Origin of the sequence: Puniceibacterium sp. IMCC21224 (assembly GCF_001038505.1) — a bacterium.
GTDB lineage: Bacteria > Pseudomonadota > Alphaproteobacteria > Rhodobacterales > Rhodobacteraceae > Puniceibacterium.
Window position 1 is genome coordinate 151709 of the sequence record NZ_LDPY01000003.1, and the last position, 17081, is coordinate 168789.

The following is a 17081-nucleotide window of genomic DNA, read 5'->3' on the forward strand; positions in this document are numbered from 1 at the left end:
CGCTCTCCAGATAGCCGGCGCGTGCCATGGCGCATTGGCCCGGAGGGCCAGTTCTGCAAGGTGTGATCAGGTGGCGGCTTGGGCCTTTCGGGCGCGGCTTTGGCTGAGGCGATAGCTTTCGCCGTTCATCTCGAGAATGTTGACGTGGTGTGTCAGCCTGTCGAGAAGGGCGCCGGTCAGGCGCTCGGTGCCGAAGGTTTCGGTCCATTCGTCGAAGGGCAGGTTGCTGGTGATCAGCGTGGAGCCGCGCTCATAGCGCTGCGAGATCAGTTCGAACAAGAGCTCGGCGCCGGTCTTGGAGAGCGGCACGAAGCCCAGTTCGTCGATGATGAGCAATTTTACGGCAGCCAGCTGCTTTTGCAGCCGTAGCAGCCGACGTTCGTCGCGGGCTTCCATCAACTCGTTGACCAGCGCGGCGGCGGTGATAAAGCTGACAGGCAGCCCCTTCTGGCAGGCGGCCAGCCCCAGCCCGAGGGCAACATGGGTCTTGCCGGTTCCACTGGGCCCCAAGGCGATGACGTTCTCGCGTCGGTCGATCCATTCGCAGCGGGCGAGTTCCAGCACCTGCATCTTGTTGAGCTTCGGGATCGCCTTGAAGTCGAAGCTGTCCAAGCTCTTGGTTGCCGGGAACTTCGCGGCCTTGATACGCCGCTCGATCATCCGCCGCTCGCGGTCGATCAATTCCAGCTCGACCAGACGCGCCAGGAACTGGACATGATCCAGCCCCTCGGCGGCGCATTGGCGGGCGAGTTTGTCATATTCCCGCAGGAAAGTCGGCAGCTTCAGCGTCTTCAGATGATCCGCAAGCAGGATCTTCGGGGGCACGGTCATGCTGCATCCTCTGACATCAGGGACATATAGCTGGCCGCGGATGTGGTCTCGACGTTCGCCCGCGGCAGGTATGGGTAAACATCGAGATCCAACTTCGGCGGCCGTTTCTCGACGTGGCAGAGGACAAGGTGCTTGACGGCATCAAAGCCGACCGCGCCCAGTTGCAGAGCCTTCTTCACGGCGGCATGCAGATCGTCGATGTCGAAGGTCTCGAGCAGGCGCAGCACCTGCACATATTCCCGGCGTCCGGCTTTGATCATGCGCGCTTCCATCAAGCGGCGCAGGGTCGCGAACTCCGACGGCAGGTCCCATTCTGCCAAGGGAGCCGCCTGGTCGAGAGCGTTGATCTTCTGCTCGATCAGCGGAAGGTAATGCCGCGGATCGAAGACCATGTCCTCGCGGTCGTAGCAGCGCGGATGACGTGCGATGACCTCGCCGCCGCAGCCGATCACGACCACGTCGACATAGCCCCTGATCCAGACGTCACGATGGCCGTAGGCAACCGGGACCGAGTAATCATTGGTTTTGTAGCGCACCAACGCCTGCGAACTGACCCGTCCGGTTGTCTGATCGCAGGCATCGAACGGCGCCACAGGCAGGTCGGACATCGCGGCCAGATCCCGCTCGAGGCGTTGGCCAATCGTCTCGGACTGACCTCGCAAGACATCCGCCTGACGTTTGAGACACTGTGTCTCCAGGTAATCGTTGAACGCGTCCCAGGTCGCGAACCGCGGGATTGGCACCATGAAGTTGCGGCGCGAGTAACCGACCAGGCCTTCCGCATTGCCCTTGTCATTTCCCTTGCCGGGTCGCCCGTAGCGGTCACGGAACAGGTAATGTGACAGGAACCCGCTGAACAGCGTAGCCCTCTGACGTGACCCGTCCGGCAGGATCTTCGCAACCAAACAGCGGTCGTTGTCGTAGAGCACCGACACCGGCACCTTGCCGAAGAACGCGAAGGCGTGGACGTGGCCATCAACCCAGGCTTCGGCAGTGGCCGCCGGATAGGCACGGACATAGCAGGCGTCGCTGTGCGGCAGATCCATGACAAAGAAATGCGCCTTCTGCTCGATGCCGCAGATGACGACCACCGCCTCGCCAAAGTCGGCCTGGGCATGACCGGGCGGATGCGCCAGCGGCACGAACATCTCGCGGCCGCGCCGTTCGCGCTGTCGCATGTAATCCTTCACGATCGTGTAGCCCCCGGTGAAGGCATGCTCGTCGCGGAGCCGCTCGAACACCCGCTTCGCCGTGTGCCGCTGCTTGCGAGGGACCTCCCGATCGCCGTCCAGCCAACCGTCGATGATCCCGGTGAAGGCATCCAGCTTCGGTCGCTTGACCGGCGCCTTCCGCCGATATCCAGGTGGAACCGAAAACGCCATCATCTTGGCTACGCTATCGCGCGAGATGTTGAAATGCCGCGCCGCCTCACGCTGGCTCATGCCCTCAGCACAGGCCAGCCGAACCTTCCGATACAAATCCACAGTGAAAATCCTCCCGCCCTCCCTGTCACCAGAAAGGGTAAAGGTGGACGACTTTTACACCGCCCGCAGCAGGCTCATCCCGCCGCTACCGTGGCCGACTTTCGCACCGCCGTTTTCAGGTCACCCTGAAAACGCTGATCATAAATGCACCCGCCGATTTGCGCGACGCACTGAATCATATCCGTGGGAAAGTCGCTCTGATCCGGCACATCGCCGCCCTTCGACCAGGTGATATCGACAACCCACTGGCCTCTGCTAAAGCTGCTATGCGTGCGTTGGCGCGTCGATGGGTGTGGCTGCACGAGGAGATTACTGCCCACGATAAGGAACTTGAACGTCTCGTCACAGAACGCGCACCAGAGTTGATGGCATCTCACGGAATTGCCACATTGACGGTCGCCGAGATGCTGATCCTCGTTGGCGATGATCCAACACGCATCCGATCAGAGGCTGCCTTCGCTAAGCTTTGCGGGGTTTGTCCTATTCCCGCATCAAGTGGGAGAACACATCGGTTCCGACTGAACCGGGGTGGCAATCGCCAGGCCAATGCTGCGCTCTATCGTGTCGCCATTGTCAGAATGCGAAGCCATGAACCGACACTGGCTTATGTCAAGAAACGCACCAAAGACGGGAAGAGCAAAAGCGAGATTATTCGTTGCCTGAAACGCTACATCGTCCGCGAAATCTATAGCCAGCTTTGCGTCCCAAAATTGTCCCAGATCAAGGCTTGACGAATATAGGAGCTTCAATGCCGCCGTCGAGACGTTTTTCAAAACCATCAAGGCCGAGCTGATCTGGCGCCGGTCATGGGCAACCCGGCGGCAGGCTGAGGTGGCGATCTTCGAATACATCAACGGCTTCTATAACCCGCGCCGTCGACATTCAGCATTGGGAGGGAAAAGCCCCTTGGCCTTCGAACGCCAAGTGGCCTAAACGAGCACGCGGAGCGACACAAATACGCGACAAGACCAATCTCTGACGAACGTTGAGCATCGGTTGACTAAGGTGGGGCTAACTTGTACTGATCGGTACAAGTTAGCTTGAGGTTGTCACCATGTCCCGTCTACCGTTTCCCCCGTTCACTCTTCAAACCGCGGTGCAGAAAGCTCGCATGGCCGAGGACGCCTGGAATAGTCGCGACCCGGAAAAGGTGTCGTTGGCCTACACCCCCGATAGTGTCTGGCGGAACCGGGGCGAATTCCTGACCGGTCGCGACGCGATCGTTGGTTTCCTGACGCGCAAATGGACGAGGGAACTCGACTATCGCCTGATCAAAGAAGTGTGGGCACATGACGGCAACAGGATTGCGGTGCGGTTCGCCTACGAGTGGCACGACGACAGCGGGAACTGGTTTCGATCTTATGGCAATGAGAATTGGGAGTTCGATGACGCTGGACTGATGGCTCGCCGTATTGCCTCCATCAACGATCGTCCGATCACAGAAGCTGAGCGGCTGTTCCATTGGCCGCTCGGTCGCCGCCCGGACGATCACCCCTCGCTCAGCGACCTCGATCTGTAAGCATGCAACGCGTTCTGACCAGCCGTGCCGACGCCCTGCCGAAGCTGGCGGAGGCTTTCCGCGAGCATGGTTTTGAGGGAGCGAGCCTGTCGATGCTCTCTAATGCGACAGGCTTGGGTAAGGGAAGCCTTTACAACTTCTTCCCCGGCGGAAAGGAGGAGATGATGGCCGCGGTCCTTGCCGACATCGACCAGTGGTTCGCCGAGGCGATTTTCTCGCCGTTGGAGCAAAATGGCGATCCGTCGGCAGCGATCACTTCCATGATGGGAGATGTGACGACGTACTTCCGGTCTGGAAACAGGGTCTGCCTGATCGGGTGGGTTGGTCTTGGCGCGTCCTGCGAAGCTTTTACGCATCAGGTAAAGGGCTACTTTGCCCGCTGGATATCATCGCTGGCCCACTGTCTCGAACAAGGCCAAGTCCCGGCATTGCTCGCCGTCCAACTCGCGGAAGAAACGGTGTCTGGCATCCAGGGAGCGATCATTCTGTCCCGCGCGCTCGGCGAAGAAGCGGCGTTCTCCCGGATTATCGGTCGCTGTGAGGCCAACTTGCTCGATGCGGTAGTCCGCTACAGCAAATGACGGGTTGCAACGTGAGATGCCAAACGCCCCACGGAAGCATTGGGGCAGGGAAAGGCCGCATTATATTCGCAACGCGCTTGATCGCATATACGGCAATCGGCGGCGTTTGCGTAGGTATAGCGCTGAATATCGCGCCATGGCGTAGTATCGGCGGGGTGGCGGGCCGTGTCCGACGATGATGAGCACTACGTCTACGCTATAGCCCTCTAACCCCGCCCAATTTACCAAAGTGGGTCAGCTTGGATATTCCGTGTCGTGCGACGCTGCGTTCCGGCTTCTCGACGGCGATGCGGTTCAATCATGATGAGCACTGGTCGCACTGCTGCGAAATTCGATTTCAGCATCTCCCAGAGCTTTTCCGCGATCGGACCATGGGTCCGGTCAGCCATTCACGCACTTTCCCGCACATCGGGCCGCTCATGGCTTGCCCTCTGCGGCACGGGCATGCACTGCTACCAGATCGGCAAATTGACCGGCCAAGGCGTCTGGCAAAGTGTGACCCATACCGGCGATCAACTCGAGTTTTGCCCCTGGAATATTGGCGACTTGGTCTTGTGCGTGTGCTGGCGGATATAGGGGATCGTCCGTGCCCTGAATCACAAGGGTGGGCACCTTGATCGTTTTTAGCCAAGCCCGCCGGTCGGCGTACGGTATGATCGCCATATTTTGTCGTGCATTTGCGAACGCGTCGTCCGACCGGCTCATCTGGGCCCTGATTCTGGCGCGTAGGATGGCGGGGTCTTCTTTGTACTGGCTACCCTCGATCGCCTGAAACTGGGCGACCTGACGATCGAGTTGCTCTTGCGGAGTCTTCGCCGGCGTGGTCGCCGACATCATCCCGGCGAGCGCGGGGCCGTAAGGAATCGCGGGATTGACCGACGTCGAACTGACCGACGTCAACGAGATCGCGCGATCCGGAAAATTCGCGACGAGCGTTTGCGCGATCATGCCGCCCATCGATCCGCCAACAATATGTGCCTTTTGAATCCCAAGGGCATCCATCAAACCGATGGTGTCCCGCGCCATGTCCAGGATTGTATAGGCGACTGGTGACTTCTGCCCCGCCTGCATCGTGGCAATGACGTCGGGCAGCGGTGGCGGGGCACCGGCACTGCTGAAGTGGGTCGAGCGGCCCGCGTCACGATTGTCGAAGCGGACCACGCGGAAGCCACGTTCGACTAGCGCCGCGGTCGTCGCGTCCAAGCCGTTGCTCATCTGGCCGCCCAGACCGACAATGAAGACCAACGGCATGCCGTCGACTGGGCCGTCGATCTGGTAGGCAATATCGATGCCGTTAGCGTGGATGATGCCCGACTTGTGCGGCGCGGAGACTGCGTTGTTCTGCCTGTCTGCGGCATCGCCCTTACAGGCGAATAGCGTGAACGAGAACGCCAGCAGCAATGCGATGTGAGGCACTTTCATGAGGGTCTTCCTTTGTGAGGTGCAGGCGCCTCACTGTTCGATGCACCGATCATAGCAAGCACTCTCCTGCAAGGTTCTATCCGAACGATCATCTGGACAATCGCCTTACCAAAACTGTGTCCCGCCAACATACCGATGAAGGCGGAAGGCGCGGTTTGTGCGTTGGGCAACATAGTCTCCCGAACTCGGCGAGCGGCCTGCTGATTGGTTTGTTTCCGGCAACCGCAGCGATGGCCTAGCGCTTAGGCTCAAGCGTCCGTCGTCCGCGTTAACCGAGCACGAAGGGATTGGCTCGGTTCGGGCGCGTCGAAATCCAGACGCTCTTGGCCTGCAGATATTCACGGATCGCCTCGGCGCCGCCCTCCCGCCCGATGCCGCTCTGCTTGTAGCCTCCGAACGGCGTGGTGAAGCTGGTGGCGCGATAATTGTTGACCCACACGGTGGCCGATCCACGCTGTCAAATGCGCGACGGAGGTTCTGCGTCCATATGCCGGCGGCGAGACCGTATCTGACATCGTTGGCGATGCGGATCGCGTCTGCGTCGTCCTTGAACCGCAGCACGCACAGGACCGGGCCGAACACCTCTTCCTGTGCGATCCGCATGTCGTTGCGGACATCTGTGAAGATCGTAGGCGCAACGAACTGACCTTGGCCATAGCGGGGACCTTCGAGGGAATGCCCTCCAAGGACGCAGGTCGCGCCCTCGGCCTTCGCCATTTCGATCATCCGCAAAATCTTGTCGTACTGGGCGCGCGTCGCGATCGGTCCGATCTGCGTTTCCATCAGGGCGGGGTCGCCGATCCGCGCCTCGCGCACCGCAGCGATCAGCCGCTCCACGAAGACATCGTGGAGCGAGTCGTGCAGCAACAGGCGTGAACCCGCCATGCAGGTCTGGCCCGATGCTCCAAATATGCCGGAGATCGCTCCCTTGACCGCCTGTTCGAGGTCGGTGTCGTCGAACACGATGTTAGGCGACTTGCCGCCCAACTCCAGCGTCACCGCTTTGAAGTCTGCCGCCGCCGCCAGGTTGACCGCCCGTCCGCCCGCCTCGCCGCCGGTGAAAGCGATCTTCGCGACACGTCGATCGGCGACGAGCGGTTCACCGATCTCGGGACCGTAGCCCGTAACGACATTGACCACGCCGGGGGGAAAACCCGCCTCCAGCGCCAGCCGACCGAGTTCCAGCAACGATGCGGACGTGTATTCGCTCGGCTTGATGACGAGGGTGTTACCCGCCGCCAGCGCGGGCGCCATCTTCCATGTGGTGAGCGCCAGCGGCGAGTTCCACGGCGTGATCGCGACGACGACGCCGAGCGGTTCGTACTTAACATAGTTGAAGACGTCCGGCTTGTTGATCGGCACGACCGATCCCTCGATCTTGTCGGCAAGCCCGGCATAATATTGAAACCATTGTGCGACGTTGCGCACTTGGCCGCTGACCTCCGCCATCGGCTTGCCGTTGTCGCGTTGCGCGACCGCGCCGAGCAGATCGACATTCGACTCGATCAGATCGGCGAGCCGACGCAGCAACGCTCCCCGAGCGGTCCCTGTTAGTCTTGCCCACTCCGGATTGCGAAACGCCCGATGCGCGGCCTCAACCGCCCGGTCCGCTTCCGCGGCGCCCCCTCGTGGGATGCGGGCCCACGCCTCGCCCGAATAGGGCTCGATCGTCTCGAACCATTCGTCCGAAGCCGGGTCGCACCAGTGCCCATCGATCAGGAGCTGATATGTCTTCATCACGTCTCGCTCCGTCTCACGGAATGAACCATCATGCCCTTGGGCCGAATCCGGCATAGGGGCGCAGCGGCACGATCGCGGTCACTTCCAGCATACCGGCGGCAACCAGTGGAAGGGTCTGCAAGCCCGAGCGGACCGCGGCTTCGTCGACCGCCTCGATCAGCAGGCAGGCTCCGCCCTCGTCGCCACGATGCCAGATCTGCCGGATGAACCCGTCGAGATACAGTTGCCGCGCACGCTGCGCCTCCACTTCGAGATGCGGCGCGAAGTCGGCATCGGTGAACTGTTCGGACTTGCGGCGGGACAGGGTGATGAACTGCATGACGGCCTCCGTATCTTGAGACCAGAGGATCAACTTGCGTCATGCCGAAATCCAGGACATGTTTTGCAATAGTTCAGACTATTTTGGTCGCAAGATGCTCAACCTCCACCAAATCGCCTGCTTCGTCACGGTGGCCGAAACCGAACATGTCGGGCAGGCTGCGGCCAGACTCAACATGTCGGCCTCGCCGCTCAGCCGCCAGATTGCCGGCCTGGAGGCAAGACTGGGGTTCGCGCTGTTCGAGCGTCGCCGTCAGCGGCTTCGGTTGACCGCAGAGGGTCGGATGTTCCTGGACGAAGCCCGCGCCTTGCTCGATCATGGCGCCCGTATCGAGGCCGGGATCGCGATGCGCGCGCACGGCGCCGATGCTCCGATCACGATCGGCTATGTCGAGGCGGCGGTGCATACCGGCGTTTTGCCCGGCGCGCTGCGGCATCTGACAGGTTGCTATCCGCGCGCCGCGATCACGCTGCGGGCGATGCGCAGTGGGGAGCAGGTCCAGGCGTTGCGTGAACAAGCGATCGATCTGGCGTTCATCCACACTCCGTCTGACGACGATAATGACCTGATCGGCGCCCATATCTGCAACGACCCTTTACTCTTGGCGATCCCCGCAGCCGATCCGCTGGCGCGTCACACGACGGTCCGGCCGGAGGATCTTGACGGACGTATCTGGATCACCGCCCCGCGCCGAGCCAATACCGATGCGCGCGCCGAATTCCTCACCGCCTGCGTCGCAGCGGGGTTCATGCCTGACATCCGACACGAGGCGGACGATCTGATCACGCGACTTGGCCTTGTCGGAGCCGGGCTGGGATTGGCGATGGTGCAGGACAGTCTTCGGCATGTCGTCGGTCCCGATGTCGTGCTGACTCCACTGCCGTGGTTTCCGCTGTCGGTGCCAGTTCATGTCTTGCGCCGCGTTTCGGACGAACGCGCAGTGACTGATCTGATCTACGCGGCGGCATCGGCGATGCGGCGTTCAGCGTGACAGCCAACATCAGCTGCATTCTCGTCATGCCCAGTACATTGGATGGGCGGATGGCAATCGGCGGCGTTTGCGCGTCCCTCGCGCAGAATATCGGGCCATGGCGTACGATCGGCGGGGCTGGCCGGCAACGCCCGACGAAGATGAGCACTACGTCTACGCTATAGCCCTCTAACGCCGCACAGCGCGTTCGTTGCAGCGCGACCTGACGCCCACTTGGCAATCTATGGATGGCAAGATCTGATCGACTGCCTACCGGCCAGGTTTTGTGAATGCAGAGGCGATAGCTGCCGCTGCTGGGTTGGCAGCTTTCCCGATTGGGATCATTCAAGGAGCAACCGTGCCGCCGGCCGTTCGCGGTTATAAAGCGGTGTGACGGCGAACGTCGTAAGAGAGAGGTCCGACGAATGGCGAACGAGCGAACAAGATTTATCCCGCGACGGACTGCTGAATCGCAGGCGATGGTAGCTGCCGTGAAGCGGGCTTGGCCAATCACCACGGCTATAAACCGCCTGCCCTATGACGATGCAGATCAGGTTCGAGCCATGCTCGGCGAGTTGCTTGGCAAGCAATTAGATTCCAGCGTCGTCTTGGTCCCCCCGTTCTATGCGACCGGAGGGGAGAATACCCGGATTGGGCTGAATGTATTCATCAACCAAAACTGTACGATGTACGACCTTGGAGGGATCGATATCGGCGATGGCGTGATGATCGGCCCAAATGTGAGCCTGATATCGTCGGGGCATCCGATCGCTCCGTCTCAGCGAAGGGCCGGTGTGACGGCCGCGCCAATAGTTATTGAGCGTGATGTGTGGATTGCTGCCAACGTCACGATCATCGCAGGCGTGACGATCGGCGAAAACTCAGTCGTCGCGGCCGGCTCGATAGTGACCAAGGACGTTCCGGCGAACACCCTAGTGGCGGGCAACCCAGCTAAAGTTATTCGGTCGATCGCCGAATGATCTTTATAGAGAAAGTACCAGACGGCATCGATGTGCGGAAAACGTCCGGGACTGTTGGAAAGGCCGGACGGGTGTGGAGTGCCCCCACTGAAGTGGTCCACCAACTGGGATAGTATTATCCCGTATCAGGAGGATCAGAGATGGCTGGAAAGCGAGACAAACCCGAAGACGTGGTGCTGAAGCTTCGGCAGGTTGAAGTGCTGCAAGGGCAAGGCATGGGGATCGCAGAGGCGGTGAGGCAGATCGGCGTGTCGAAGCAGACCTATTACCGCTGGCGCAAGCAGTATGGGGGCATGAGCCGGGATTAATTCAAACGGCTGAAGGAGCTGGAGACGGAGAATACCCGGCTGAGGCGTGCCGTGTCCGATTTGACGCCGAACGATCCTGACTGAGGTCGCCCGGGGAAACTTCTAAGCCCTTCCCGTCGCCGTCGATGTATCGACCAGGTGCGGCATCGTTCGACGCAGCGCAAGGTGCCCATCGGCCTGCCGGACGAAGAACGGCCGACCGAGGATATCATTGCACTGACAGAAGAGTTCGGACGCTATGGATATCGCATGATCACCGGAATGCTGAACAACAGCGGCTGGCAAGTAAATCATAAAAGGGTCGAGCGGATCTGGCGGCGGGAGGGGCTGAAAGTCCCGCAAAAACAACCCAAGAAGGGTCGGCTCTGGCTGAATAATGGGTCGTGCGTCCGGCTGCGACCAGAGCGCCCGAACCATGTCTGGTCCTATGAATTTATTCAGGACCGGAGAGAGTGTCCGATCTTCTGTGTAACTGTGAACTGGTCCATGCTTCCTGAGAGGAGAGCAAGGACGATGACGATTTCGAAGGAACTGCTGGACGAACTACTGAAGGGCTGCGAGCGGCCTGAAGATCTGCTTGGCGATGCCGGGCCGATGAAAGAGCTCAAGATCATGCTGATGGAGCGGATGCTGGGTGCCGAGCTGACCGCGCACCTGGGCTATGAAGATGGCAAAGATGCTCCGGCCGATCAGTCCAACCGGCGCAACGGCACATCCTCCAAGCGGCTGAAAGGGCAGGACGGCGAGGTGCCGATTGCCGTGCCGCGCGACTGCGACGGCAGCTTCGAGCCTGAGCTGGTGAAGAAGGGCCAAACCCGGATCGACGGGATGGATGACAAGATCATCGGTCTCTATGCCGCCGGCCTGACGGTGCGTGACATCCACGCCCACCTTGAGGATGTCTATGGCCTGCAAGTGTCGCCCGACCTGATCAGCCGCGTCACAGATGCCGTTCTGGACGAGGTCCGGGACTGGCAGAGCCGCGCGCTGGACCGGATGTATCCCATCGTCATTTTCGACGCTCTGCGGGTCAAGATCCGCGACGCTGACAGCCGCATGGTCAAGAACAAGGCAGTCTATGTCGCTCTCGGCGTCAACAGGGATGGCATGCGCGAGGTTCTGGGCCTGTGGATCGCCGACAACGAGGGTGCCAAGTTCTGGCTCTCGGTGATGACGGAACTGAAGAACCGCGGGGTGCAGGACATCCTGATCGCGGTCGTGGATGGTCTCAAGGGCTTCCCTGACGCCATTACCGCAGGCTTCCCGGACACGGCCGTGCAAACCTGCATTGTCCACCTCGTGCGCCACTCGCTGAACTTCCGCGCTTGGAAGGATCGCAAGGAGGTGGCTGCTGATCTGCGTCGGATTTACAGCGCCCCGACCGCCGATCAGGCGGGCGTCGCGTTGGATGCTTTCGAGGAGAAGTGGGCCGGGAAATATGCCTCCATCGCACCGGCATGGCGCAGGGCCTGGCAGGAGGTGATCCCGTTCTTCGTCTTCGATCCGGCCATCCGCAAGATCATCTACACCAAAAATGCCATCGAGAGCCTGAACCGGGTGATCCGCAAGTCCATCAAGACGCGCGGATCGTTCCCCACCGAGGACGCCGCCACAAAGCTGATCTCTCTGGCAATCCGCAACTTCGAGAAAGGAGGACGAAATGTTCGAGAATGGTTTGCCGCACGCAACCATTTCGCCATAATGTTCGAGGATCGCTTCAATGCGTGACCGTATCTGAAAACCCGCATGGGCCAGACCAGATACACAGATGGGGTGGTTGCCGCCCTCCCCAGACGGCATCGCAATGTGCCAGGATAGTGGTCTGAGAACCACATAGCGGAGAGGACGGCGAGATGAAGGATACGATAATCGGGGTGGATTTGGCAAAGCGCGTTTTCCAACTCCACGGTTCGACGACGACTGGACACGTGATTTTCCGCAAGAAGCTAACGCGCGAACAATTTCGGCGGTTCATGGCTGAACATCCCCCCTGCCTGGTGGTGTTTGAGGCCTGCGGCAGCGCCAGCTACTGGGCGCGCGAGATGGCTAAGCTTGGCCATGATGCCAAGCTCATTGCGCCGCAATACGTCCGGCCTTTCGTGAAGCGGCAAAAAAATGATGCGGCTGACGCCGAGGCGATTGTGATCGCCGCGCGCCAGCCTGAGATGCGGTTCGTCTTCCCTAAGACGGAGGATCAGCAAGCCAAGGCGATGTTGTTCCGCGGCCGTGAGCGCCTCGTTCATCAGCGTACCGAACTGGTGAACGCCCTGCGGGCGGTGCTCTATGAGTATGGACATGTGTTTCCTGCCGGTATCGGTCATCTCAAGCGGATCGAAGCGCTGTTTGACGACCCTACCTGCGACCTGCCGATCCTGATCATCACGGAATGCCGTGACCTTCTGGCGCAGATTGCCGAGAAGACTGGCAGGATCGACGCGAAGACGAAAGCTCTGAAGGCGCTGGCCGCAGAGACTGATACGGCGCGCCGTTTGCAAACGATGCCGGGTGTTGGCCCTATAACTGCGCTGGCGGTCGAGGCCTTCGCGCCGGATATGGCTCAGTTCAAATCTGGCCGGGACTTTGCAGCTTGGCTGGGGCTCGTGCCACGTCAGCATTCCACTGGTGGCAAGGCAAGGCTCGGGCGGATATCGAAAGCCGGTCAAACTGATATCAGGCGCCTTCTAATTATCGGCGCGATGACAAGGATCATGGGACGCGCACGACACAAGGTGCCAGCCGAGAGCTGGATCGGGCGGAAATTGGCGAGCAAACCGAAGATGTTGGTCGGGATCGCATTGGCCAACAGGATGGCGCGCGCGATCTGGGCGATGCTGAGAAAAAATGAAGATTACAGAGATCCGACGCTGGCGGCGGCATGACTTCCATGTTGTGATCACCACAGCGACGGTGCCAAGGGGGTGTGAGAAGACGACGATCTGAATGGGCAAAACGATCGAACAGATCCGGATTCGGAAAACCAGTTGAACTCTATGGGCACCAAGCCCGTTACACAGATTTGGACCCGATCCGCTGATCACCATCCCGGCCCGCGGCTTCTGAAAGTGCCGCACATCGAGGCCTGACAGAAGTTCGCACTCGATCACATGCCAATAAGGTCAAAACTTCTTGCACTACGGGCGGCAACCACAGAAGAGTTCATGACACTCTCGTCTTTCCTGACTTTCACGGCATCGACGTCGTCACAAAAACCACCGTTTTCGTTGGTCTGAGAGCCCCGCGATCAACCCTTAGCTTTGCTCCCATTGGCCAACCCGCCGAGCGCCTGCCACAGCTCTTCGGCGACAGGTCCGCGACGGGCGCCGCGCTTGCGCATGACACCGATCGTCTCCCTCCGCCCGGGGAGGATGTCGCAGCGGATATCCACCAGCAACCCTTCCTTCAGCTCCCGCACCACCATGAAATCGGGTAGATGCCCCCAGGCCAGTCCCTGAAGGATCAGGTCCTTCTTCATGCCATGATCCGGCACGGTGCATCGAGGCGCACCCTCCACCAAGAAGAAATCCTGATCGGCCGCCTTCGCGGTGTCCCGGATCACGCACTGGGCCCGCGACCTCAGGATCTCGACGGTGAGCCGGTCGGGTGCAACATCGAAGAAGCCCGCTGCGGCGACCGGAACCAAATCGATGCGCTCGAAAGGCAGCACTTCGAGGTCCAGATCAACGTCATCCACGCGGTGGATCGCAAGATCTGCGCTGCCTGTGCGCACGCGTTCGGACGGGCCCGCAACGGCTTCGTAATCGAGGTTGAGCTGTGTGCCAGGGCAATCGGAAAAGAACCGGGCGAGCCGATCGAGCACGATTTTCCGGCGGGTCAAGTCGCCCAAGACGACGGTCAGGCTGGGTTCTCTGCCAGTCCGCAGCTCCTCGGCAATCTGGACGAGGCTTTCCAATCGGTGAAGCGCATGCACGACATGCGCGTGGAAGGTTTCGCCCGCCTCGGTCAGCTTGGAGCGATAGCCCCGACGGTCGAGCAACTGCAATCCGAGCTGGGCTTCGAGACGACCAACCGCGGCAAAGACAGAGGGATGCGAGCGCCCCAGCCGCCGCCCGGCCTCGGCAAAGCTGAGGGTCTGCGCAACAGCGTCAAACGCCCGCAGGTCACCGATTTTCATGCCGGTCAGATTGTTCATATTCATGAAAGAGACTGTCCAAACATTATAATTTTTTTCGAAACTTCTCTGGCTATCTTCGGGGGGTCAATAGGAGAATCTAATAATGACAGAAACTAGACATTTCACGACCGGCGACGATTGCAGGATTGCGTATCGCCTCGATGGCGACCCGCAAAATCCGCCGCTTGTCTTCGCGAACTCGATCGCGACGACCTACGACATGTGGGATGCCCAGATCGAGGAATTTGCCAGAAACTTCCATGTTGTACGCTACGACATGCGGGGACACGGAAGGTCCGATGTTCCGCCAGGCGCATACTCGGTGGATCGCCTTGGAAATGACGTCCTCGAGTTGCTGGACCATCTCCAGATCGGCCGGGCCCATTTCTGCGGACTGTCTCTCGGAGGGTTCGTCGGCCAGTGGCTGGGGGTGCATGCACCCGGGTGCATAGACCGCCTCGTCCTGTCCAACACATCGCCCTATCTGGGACCGGCTCCCCAGTGGGACGACCTGATCCGAAAGACGCGCGATCCCGGCAGCATGACGTTTTTCGCCGATATGTTCATTGGCAACTGGTTCTCGCAAGTGACGCTTCGGGACAATCCGGAGACAAGCGACCCATTCAGGCAAATGGTGACTGCCACGGATCCGCAAGGCTTGGCGGGAAGTTTCGCTGCGGTTCGCGATGCCGACACGCGGCGCACCGTTTCCCTCATCACTGCCCCGACCTTGGTCATTGGGGGATCGGATGACACCGTCACCGTGGCAAGTCATAGCGAAGACATCGCCGGAAAAATTCCCAACTCGAAACTCGTCATCTTGGATGGCGTCCACTTGCTGAACGCGGAAAGGCCGAACGATTTCGATAATGTCGTGCTGAAGTTCCTGAAATCGGCCTGAATAAGGTGTGACCCGCTGCCGGGTTCGTGGACACGAGGATATGAGTAGCTTGGCGTCGGGTAATTTATTGAGCCGTACATTACACTAATTTTTTGCTTATCCGCATAGCGGACGGTCATCGATGGTCAATTAATCGCGCCCCAGCTTCTGAGCTGGGGCGCGATTAATCGTTATACGCCGTACTGCTCGATGACATCTGCAAGTGCGACATGGCCTTGACAGCACCCGTTGCCAGTAAGCTGTTCACCATTCTCAAGCCCTGTCGCAAACACAACAGCAGGGTCTGCCTCAAGAACTTGACGGATGGCTGAGATTTTCGGCCAGCGCGCGACTTCTGCGACCTGATGAAATTCCAGCCAGCGTGCTACACCGACAAGAATACCATCTGCCAGTGTCGGCCGGTCTCCCATCAGGTAGGGCCCGCTCTCAATCAGTCCTTCCAGTTTGTCGTGACGGTCAAGTACGCCTTCAATGCCCAGCTTTTGCCAGGCGGCCTGAACAGCAGGCTCGGGGACGTCCATCTCCATTGCGGCCCAAAGGGGGCCGAAGGCTCCGGTGAAGCCTGTATTGACGAAGGCCATCAGCTGATGCATGCGATCAGCGTCACGCGAGAGCGGATCAAAACTGATGCGCCGCTCAGCATCCCTTGCTTCCAGCCAAGCGGCGATGGCCATTGTTTCAGTCACGATCTGGCCCTTATCCGCGATCAAGGCAGGGGTTTCGATGCGTGGGTTTAGCTTTGCAAAGGCCGGATCGCGCATTTCTCCGAACATATCGACACGGCAAAGCCGGTAGGGCTTACCAAGCCATTCCAGTGCTGCGACCAGCCCCATGGAGCTTCCCGACGGGAAGCCATATACTAAGATCGGCGTCATTGTTTGTTGTCTCCAAGGTTACATAGGATGACGCTGCGCAGCGTATTCCGAACCTGAAGTGTCTGTCGGATCAAGTAAATTACGAACCTTTTTGTTACCATGAGGCGTTTATGAAAGAGCTTATTTCACGCTGTCCGATAGAAGAGGTGATGCAGGTCCTCAGTGGCCGCTGGCCGACGCTCTTGGTTTACTATCTTCAGGATGGGACAAAGCGGTTCAGTGATCTGCGTCGGGATAACCCGACGATCTCGCACAAGATGCTGACCCTTGAACTGCGCAAACTTGAGGATGCCGGTGTGGTGCAGCGCACCCAATTCCCCGGCTACCCCCTTCGGGTTGAGTATGACTTGACGGAGGCTGGGCAAAAACTCGTCCCGTTGCTTGATGACTTGGGGGAATGGTGGCTGCAGAATGATGAGCAAACAGGGGTCAACGTGACCGATGGCACTTCGCTAGGTGCTGAGTAGAGCACTTCGCGCCATAGAAGCGAATGCGCGTCGGATCCGTCTTGGCGGGCCTTCGTTCTGCACGTGCTAAAGGTCTAGTTTGGGTCAGATATGCTTTGCAGTTGGGTTGCAATTGCCTGACACGACCTGCTGACAAGGTTCAGAAAATTCGACGCATAGAGTCAAAAGTGCTTGGCATCTGACACCCATTGTCAGTTGCCAAACAAAACCGACTTTTGTCACATCGCTGACCCAGAGCGCGGCGCTATGACCGTAGGGCGGGGCAGGGGGCCAAGGGGTCATTCGTGAAAATTGCAACCAACGGCGGGTCAAAAATGTTTTGAAATCAGCGATGGCTTTGCCGAGCGTTGAGCCGATAGCGCGTTTCTATTTACTTAGAGTTGCTTATATGGGCCTTTTACACACCGCCTTTATGTGATAGCCGCCCCGCAACTTGACAGGAGCACACCGTGGGACCCAAAAAAGCACGCCGCTGAGCCGCACCAACCCTCACTTGGTTGTTGCGGCTGTTTGAAAAGGTCATCGCGAAAGCGCCCCTGAACGGCCGTCGGA

15 protein-coding genes and 3 pseudogenes are annotated in these 17081 nt (G+C 59.6%); 11 read left to right on the plus strand and 7 right to left on the minus strand.

Annotation, left to right across the window (positions count from 1 at the left end; genetic code table 11):
* Positions 1-66: 66 nt before the first annotated feature.
* A complete protein-coding gene (istB, locus tag IMCC21224_RS22360; protein WP_047994087.1) occupies positions 67-831 on the minus strand; it encodes an IS21-like element helper ATPase IstB in 765 nt (254 codons plus the stop codon).
* Positions 828-2273: an IS21 family transposase gene (istA, locus tag IMCC21224_RS22365; protein ID WP_047996836.1), complete on the minus strand. Its 1446-nt coding sequence runs from the start codon at positions 2271-2273 to the stop codon at positions 828-830. Before istA ends, istB begins: the two co-directional genes overlap by 4 nt.
* 200 nt (positions 2274-2473) lie before the next feature.
* On the opposite strand from istA, the gene IMCC21224_RS27435 reads away from it, so the two are divergent.
* From IMCC21224_RS27435 to IMCC21224_RS22385, 4 genes and pseudogenes are all read left to right on the plus strand, one after another.
* Positions 2474-3046, plus strand: a complete 573-nt coding sequence (locus IMCC21224_RS27435; RefSeq protein ID WP_231582184.1) for a transposase — start codon at positions 2474-2476, stop codon at positions 3044-3046.
* A gap of 16 nt (positions 3047-3062) precedes the next feature.
* Positions 3063-3248 (plus strand): annotated as a pseudogene (locus IMCC21224_RS27440) (IS3 family transposase); the annotation flags it as partial.
* A gap of 121 nt (positions 3249-3369) precedes the next feature.
* On the plus strand, positions 3370-3834 hold the full coding sequence (locus tag IMCC21224_RS22380) for a nuclear transport factor 2 family protein (RefSeq protein ID WP_047997810.1): 465 nt from the start codon (positions 3370-3372) through the stop codon (positions 3832-3834).
* A gap of 2 nt (positions 3835-3836) precedes the next feature.
* Positions 3837-4415 carry a TetR/AcrR family transcriptional regulator gene (locus tag IMCC21224_RS22385; RefSeq protein ID WP_047997811.1) on the plus strand — a complete coding sequence of 193 codons (579 nt, stop codon included), beginning with the start codon at positions 3837-3839 and terminating at the stop codon, positions 4413-4415.
* Positions 4416-4832: 417 nt separating this feature from the next.
* Here IMCC21224_RS22385 and IMCC21224_RS22390 read toward each other — a convergent pair whose 3' ends face one another.
* From IMCC21224_RS22390 to IMCC21224_RS22400, 3 genes and pseudogenes are all read right to left on the minus strand, one after another.
* Positions 4833-5816, minus strand: a complete 984-nt coding sequence (locus tag IMCC21224_RS22390) for an alpha/beta fold hydrolase (RefSeq protein WP_231582185.1) — start codon at positions 5814-5816, stop codon at positions 4833-4835.
* A gap of 289 nt (positions 5817-6105) precedes the next feature.
* Positions 6106-7631: pseudogene (locus tag IMCC21224_RS22395) on the minus strand (aldehyde dehydrogenase).
* Positions 7606-7896 carry a hypothetical protein gene (locus IMCC21224_RS22400; RefSeq protein WP_047997812.1) on the minus strand — a complete coding sequence of 97 codons (291 nt, stop codon included), beginning with the start codon at positions 7894-7896 and terminating at the stop codon, positions 7606-7608. Before IMCC21224_RS22400 ends, IMCC21224_RS22395 begins: the two are co-directional and overlap by 26 nt.
* Positions 7897-7990: 94 nt before the next feature.
* Here IMCC21224_RS22400 and IMCC21224_RS22405 point away from each other — a divergent pair, with 94 nt between their 5' ends.
* The 5 genes and pseudogenes from IMCC21224_RS22405 to IMCC21224_RS22430 all read left to right on the plus strand — a co-directional run bounded on the left by IMCC21224_RS22405 (position 7991) and on the right by IMCC21224_RS22430 (position 13033).
* A complete protein-coding gene (locus tag IMCC21224_RS22405) occupies positions 7991-8887 on the plus strand; it encodes a LysR family transcriptional regulator (protein WP_047997930.1) in 897 nt (298 codons plus the stop codon).
* 404 nt (positions 8888-9291) lie between these two features.
* Positions 9292-9846 carry a sugar O-acetyltransferase gene (locus tag IMCC21224_RS22410; protein ID WP_047997813.1) on the plus strand — a complete coding sequence of 185 codons (555 nt, stop codon included), beginning with the start codon at positions 9292-9294 and terminating at the stop codon, positions 9844-9846.
* Positions 9847-9986: 140 nt separating this feature from the next.
* Positions 9987-10601: pseudogene (locus IMCC21224_RS28650) on the plus strand (IS3 family transposase); the annotation flags it as partial.
* Positions 10602-10667: 66 nt separating this feature from the next.
* Complete coding sequence (locus IMCC21224_RS22425) at positions 10668-11882, plus strand: IS256 family transposase (RefSeq protein ID WP_047997815.1); 1215 nt, start codon at positions 10668-10670, stop codon at positions 11880-11882.
* A gap of 125 nt (positions 11883-12007) precedes the next feature.
* On the plus strand, positions 12008-13033 hold the full coding sequence (locus IMCC21224_RS22430; protein ID WP_047997816.1) for an IS110 family transposase: 1026 nt from the start codon (positions 12008-12010) through the stop codon (positions 13031-13033).
* A gap of 362 nt (positions 13034-13395) precedes the next feature.
* Here the strand turns inward: IMCC21224_RS22430 and IMCC21224_RS22435 are convergent, their stop codons facing one another.
* The gene (locus tag IMCC21224_RS22435; protein ID WP_053079166.1) at positions 13396-14310 is read right to left on the minus strand and encodes a LysR family transcriptional regulator; all 915 of its coding nucleotides are present in this window, start codon (positions 14308-14310) and stop codon (positions 13396-13398) included.
* 79 nt (positions 14311-14389) lie between these two features.
* Between IMCC21224_RS22435 and IMCC21224_RS22440 the strand changes: the two genes are divergently transcribed.
* Positions 14390-15187 (plus strand): alpha/beta fold hydrolase, encoded by a 798-nt coding sequence (locus IMCC21224_RS22440; RefSeq protein ID WP_047997817.1) that lies wholly within the window; start codon positions 14390-14392, stop codon positions 15185-15187.
* A 170-nt stretch (positions 15188-15357) separates the two neighbouring features.
* Here the strand turns inward: IMCC21224_RS22440 and IMCC21224_RS22445 are convergent, their stop codons facing one another.
* A complete protein-coding gene (locus tag IMCC21224_RS22445; RefSeq protein WP_047997818.1) occupies positions 15358-16062 on the minus strand; it encodes a glutathione S-transferase family protein in 705 nt (234 codons plus the stop codon).
* Between the two features lie 110 nt (positions 16063-16172).
* On the opposite strand from IMCC21224_RS22445, the gene IMCC21224_RS22450 reads away from it, so the two are divergent.
* Positions 16173-16529 carry a helix-turn-helix domain-containing protein gene (locus IMCC21224_RS22450; protein ID WP_047997819.1) on the plus strand — a complete coding sequence of 119 codons (357 nt, stop codon included), beginning with the start codon at positions 16173-16175 and terminating at the stop codon, positions 16527-16529.
* Positions 16530-17081 lie beyond the last annotated feature (552 nt).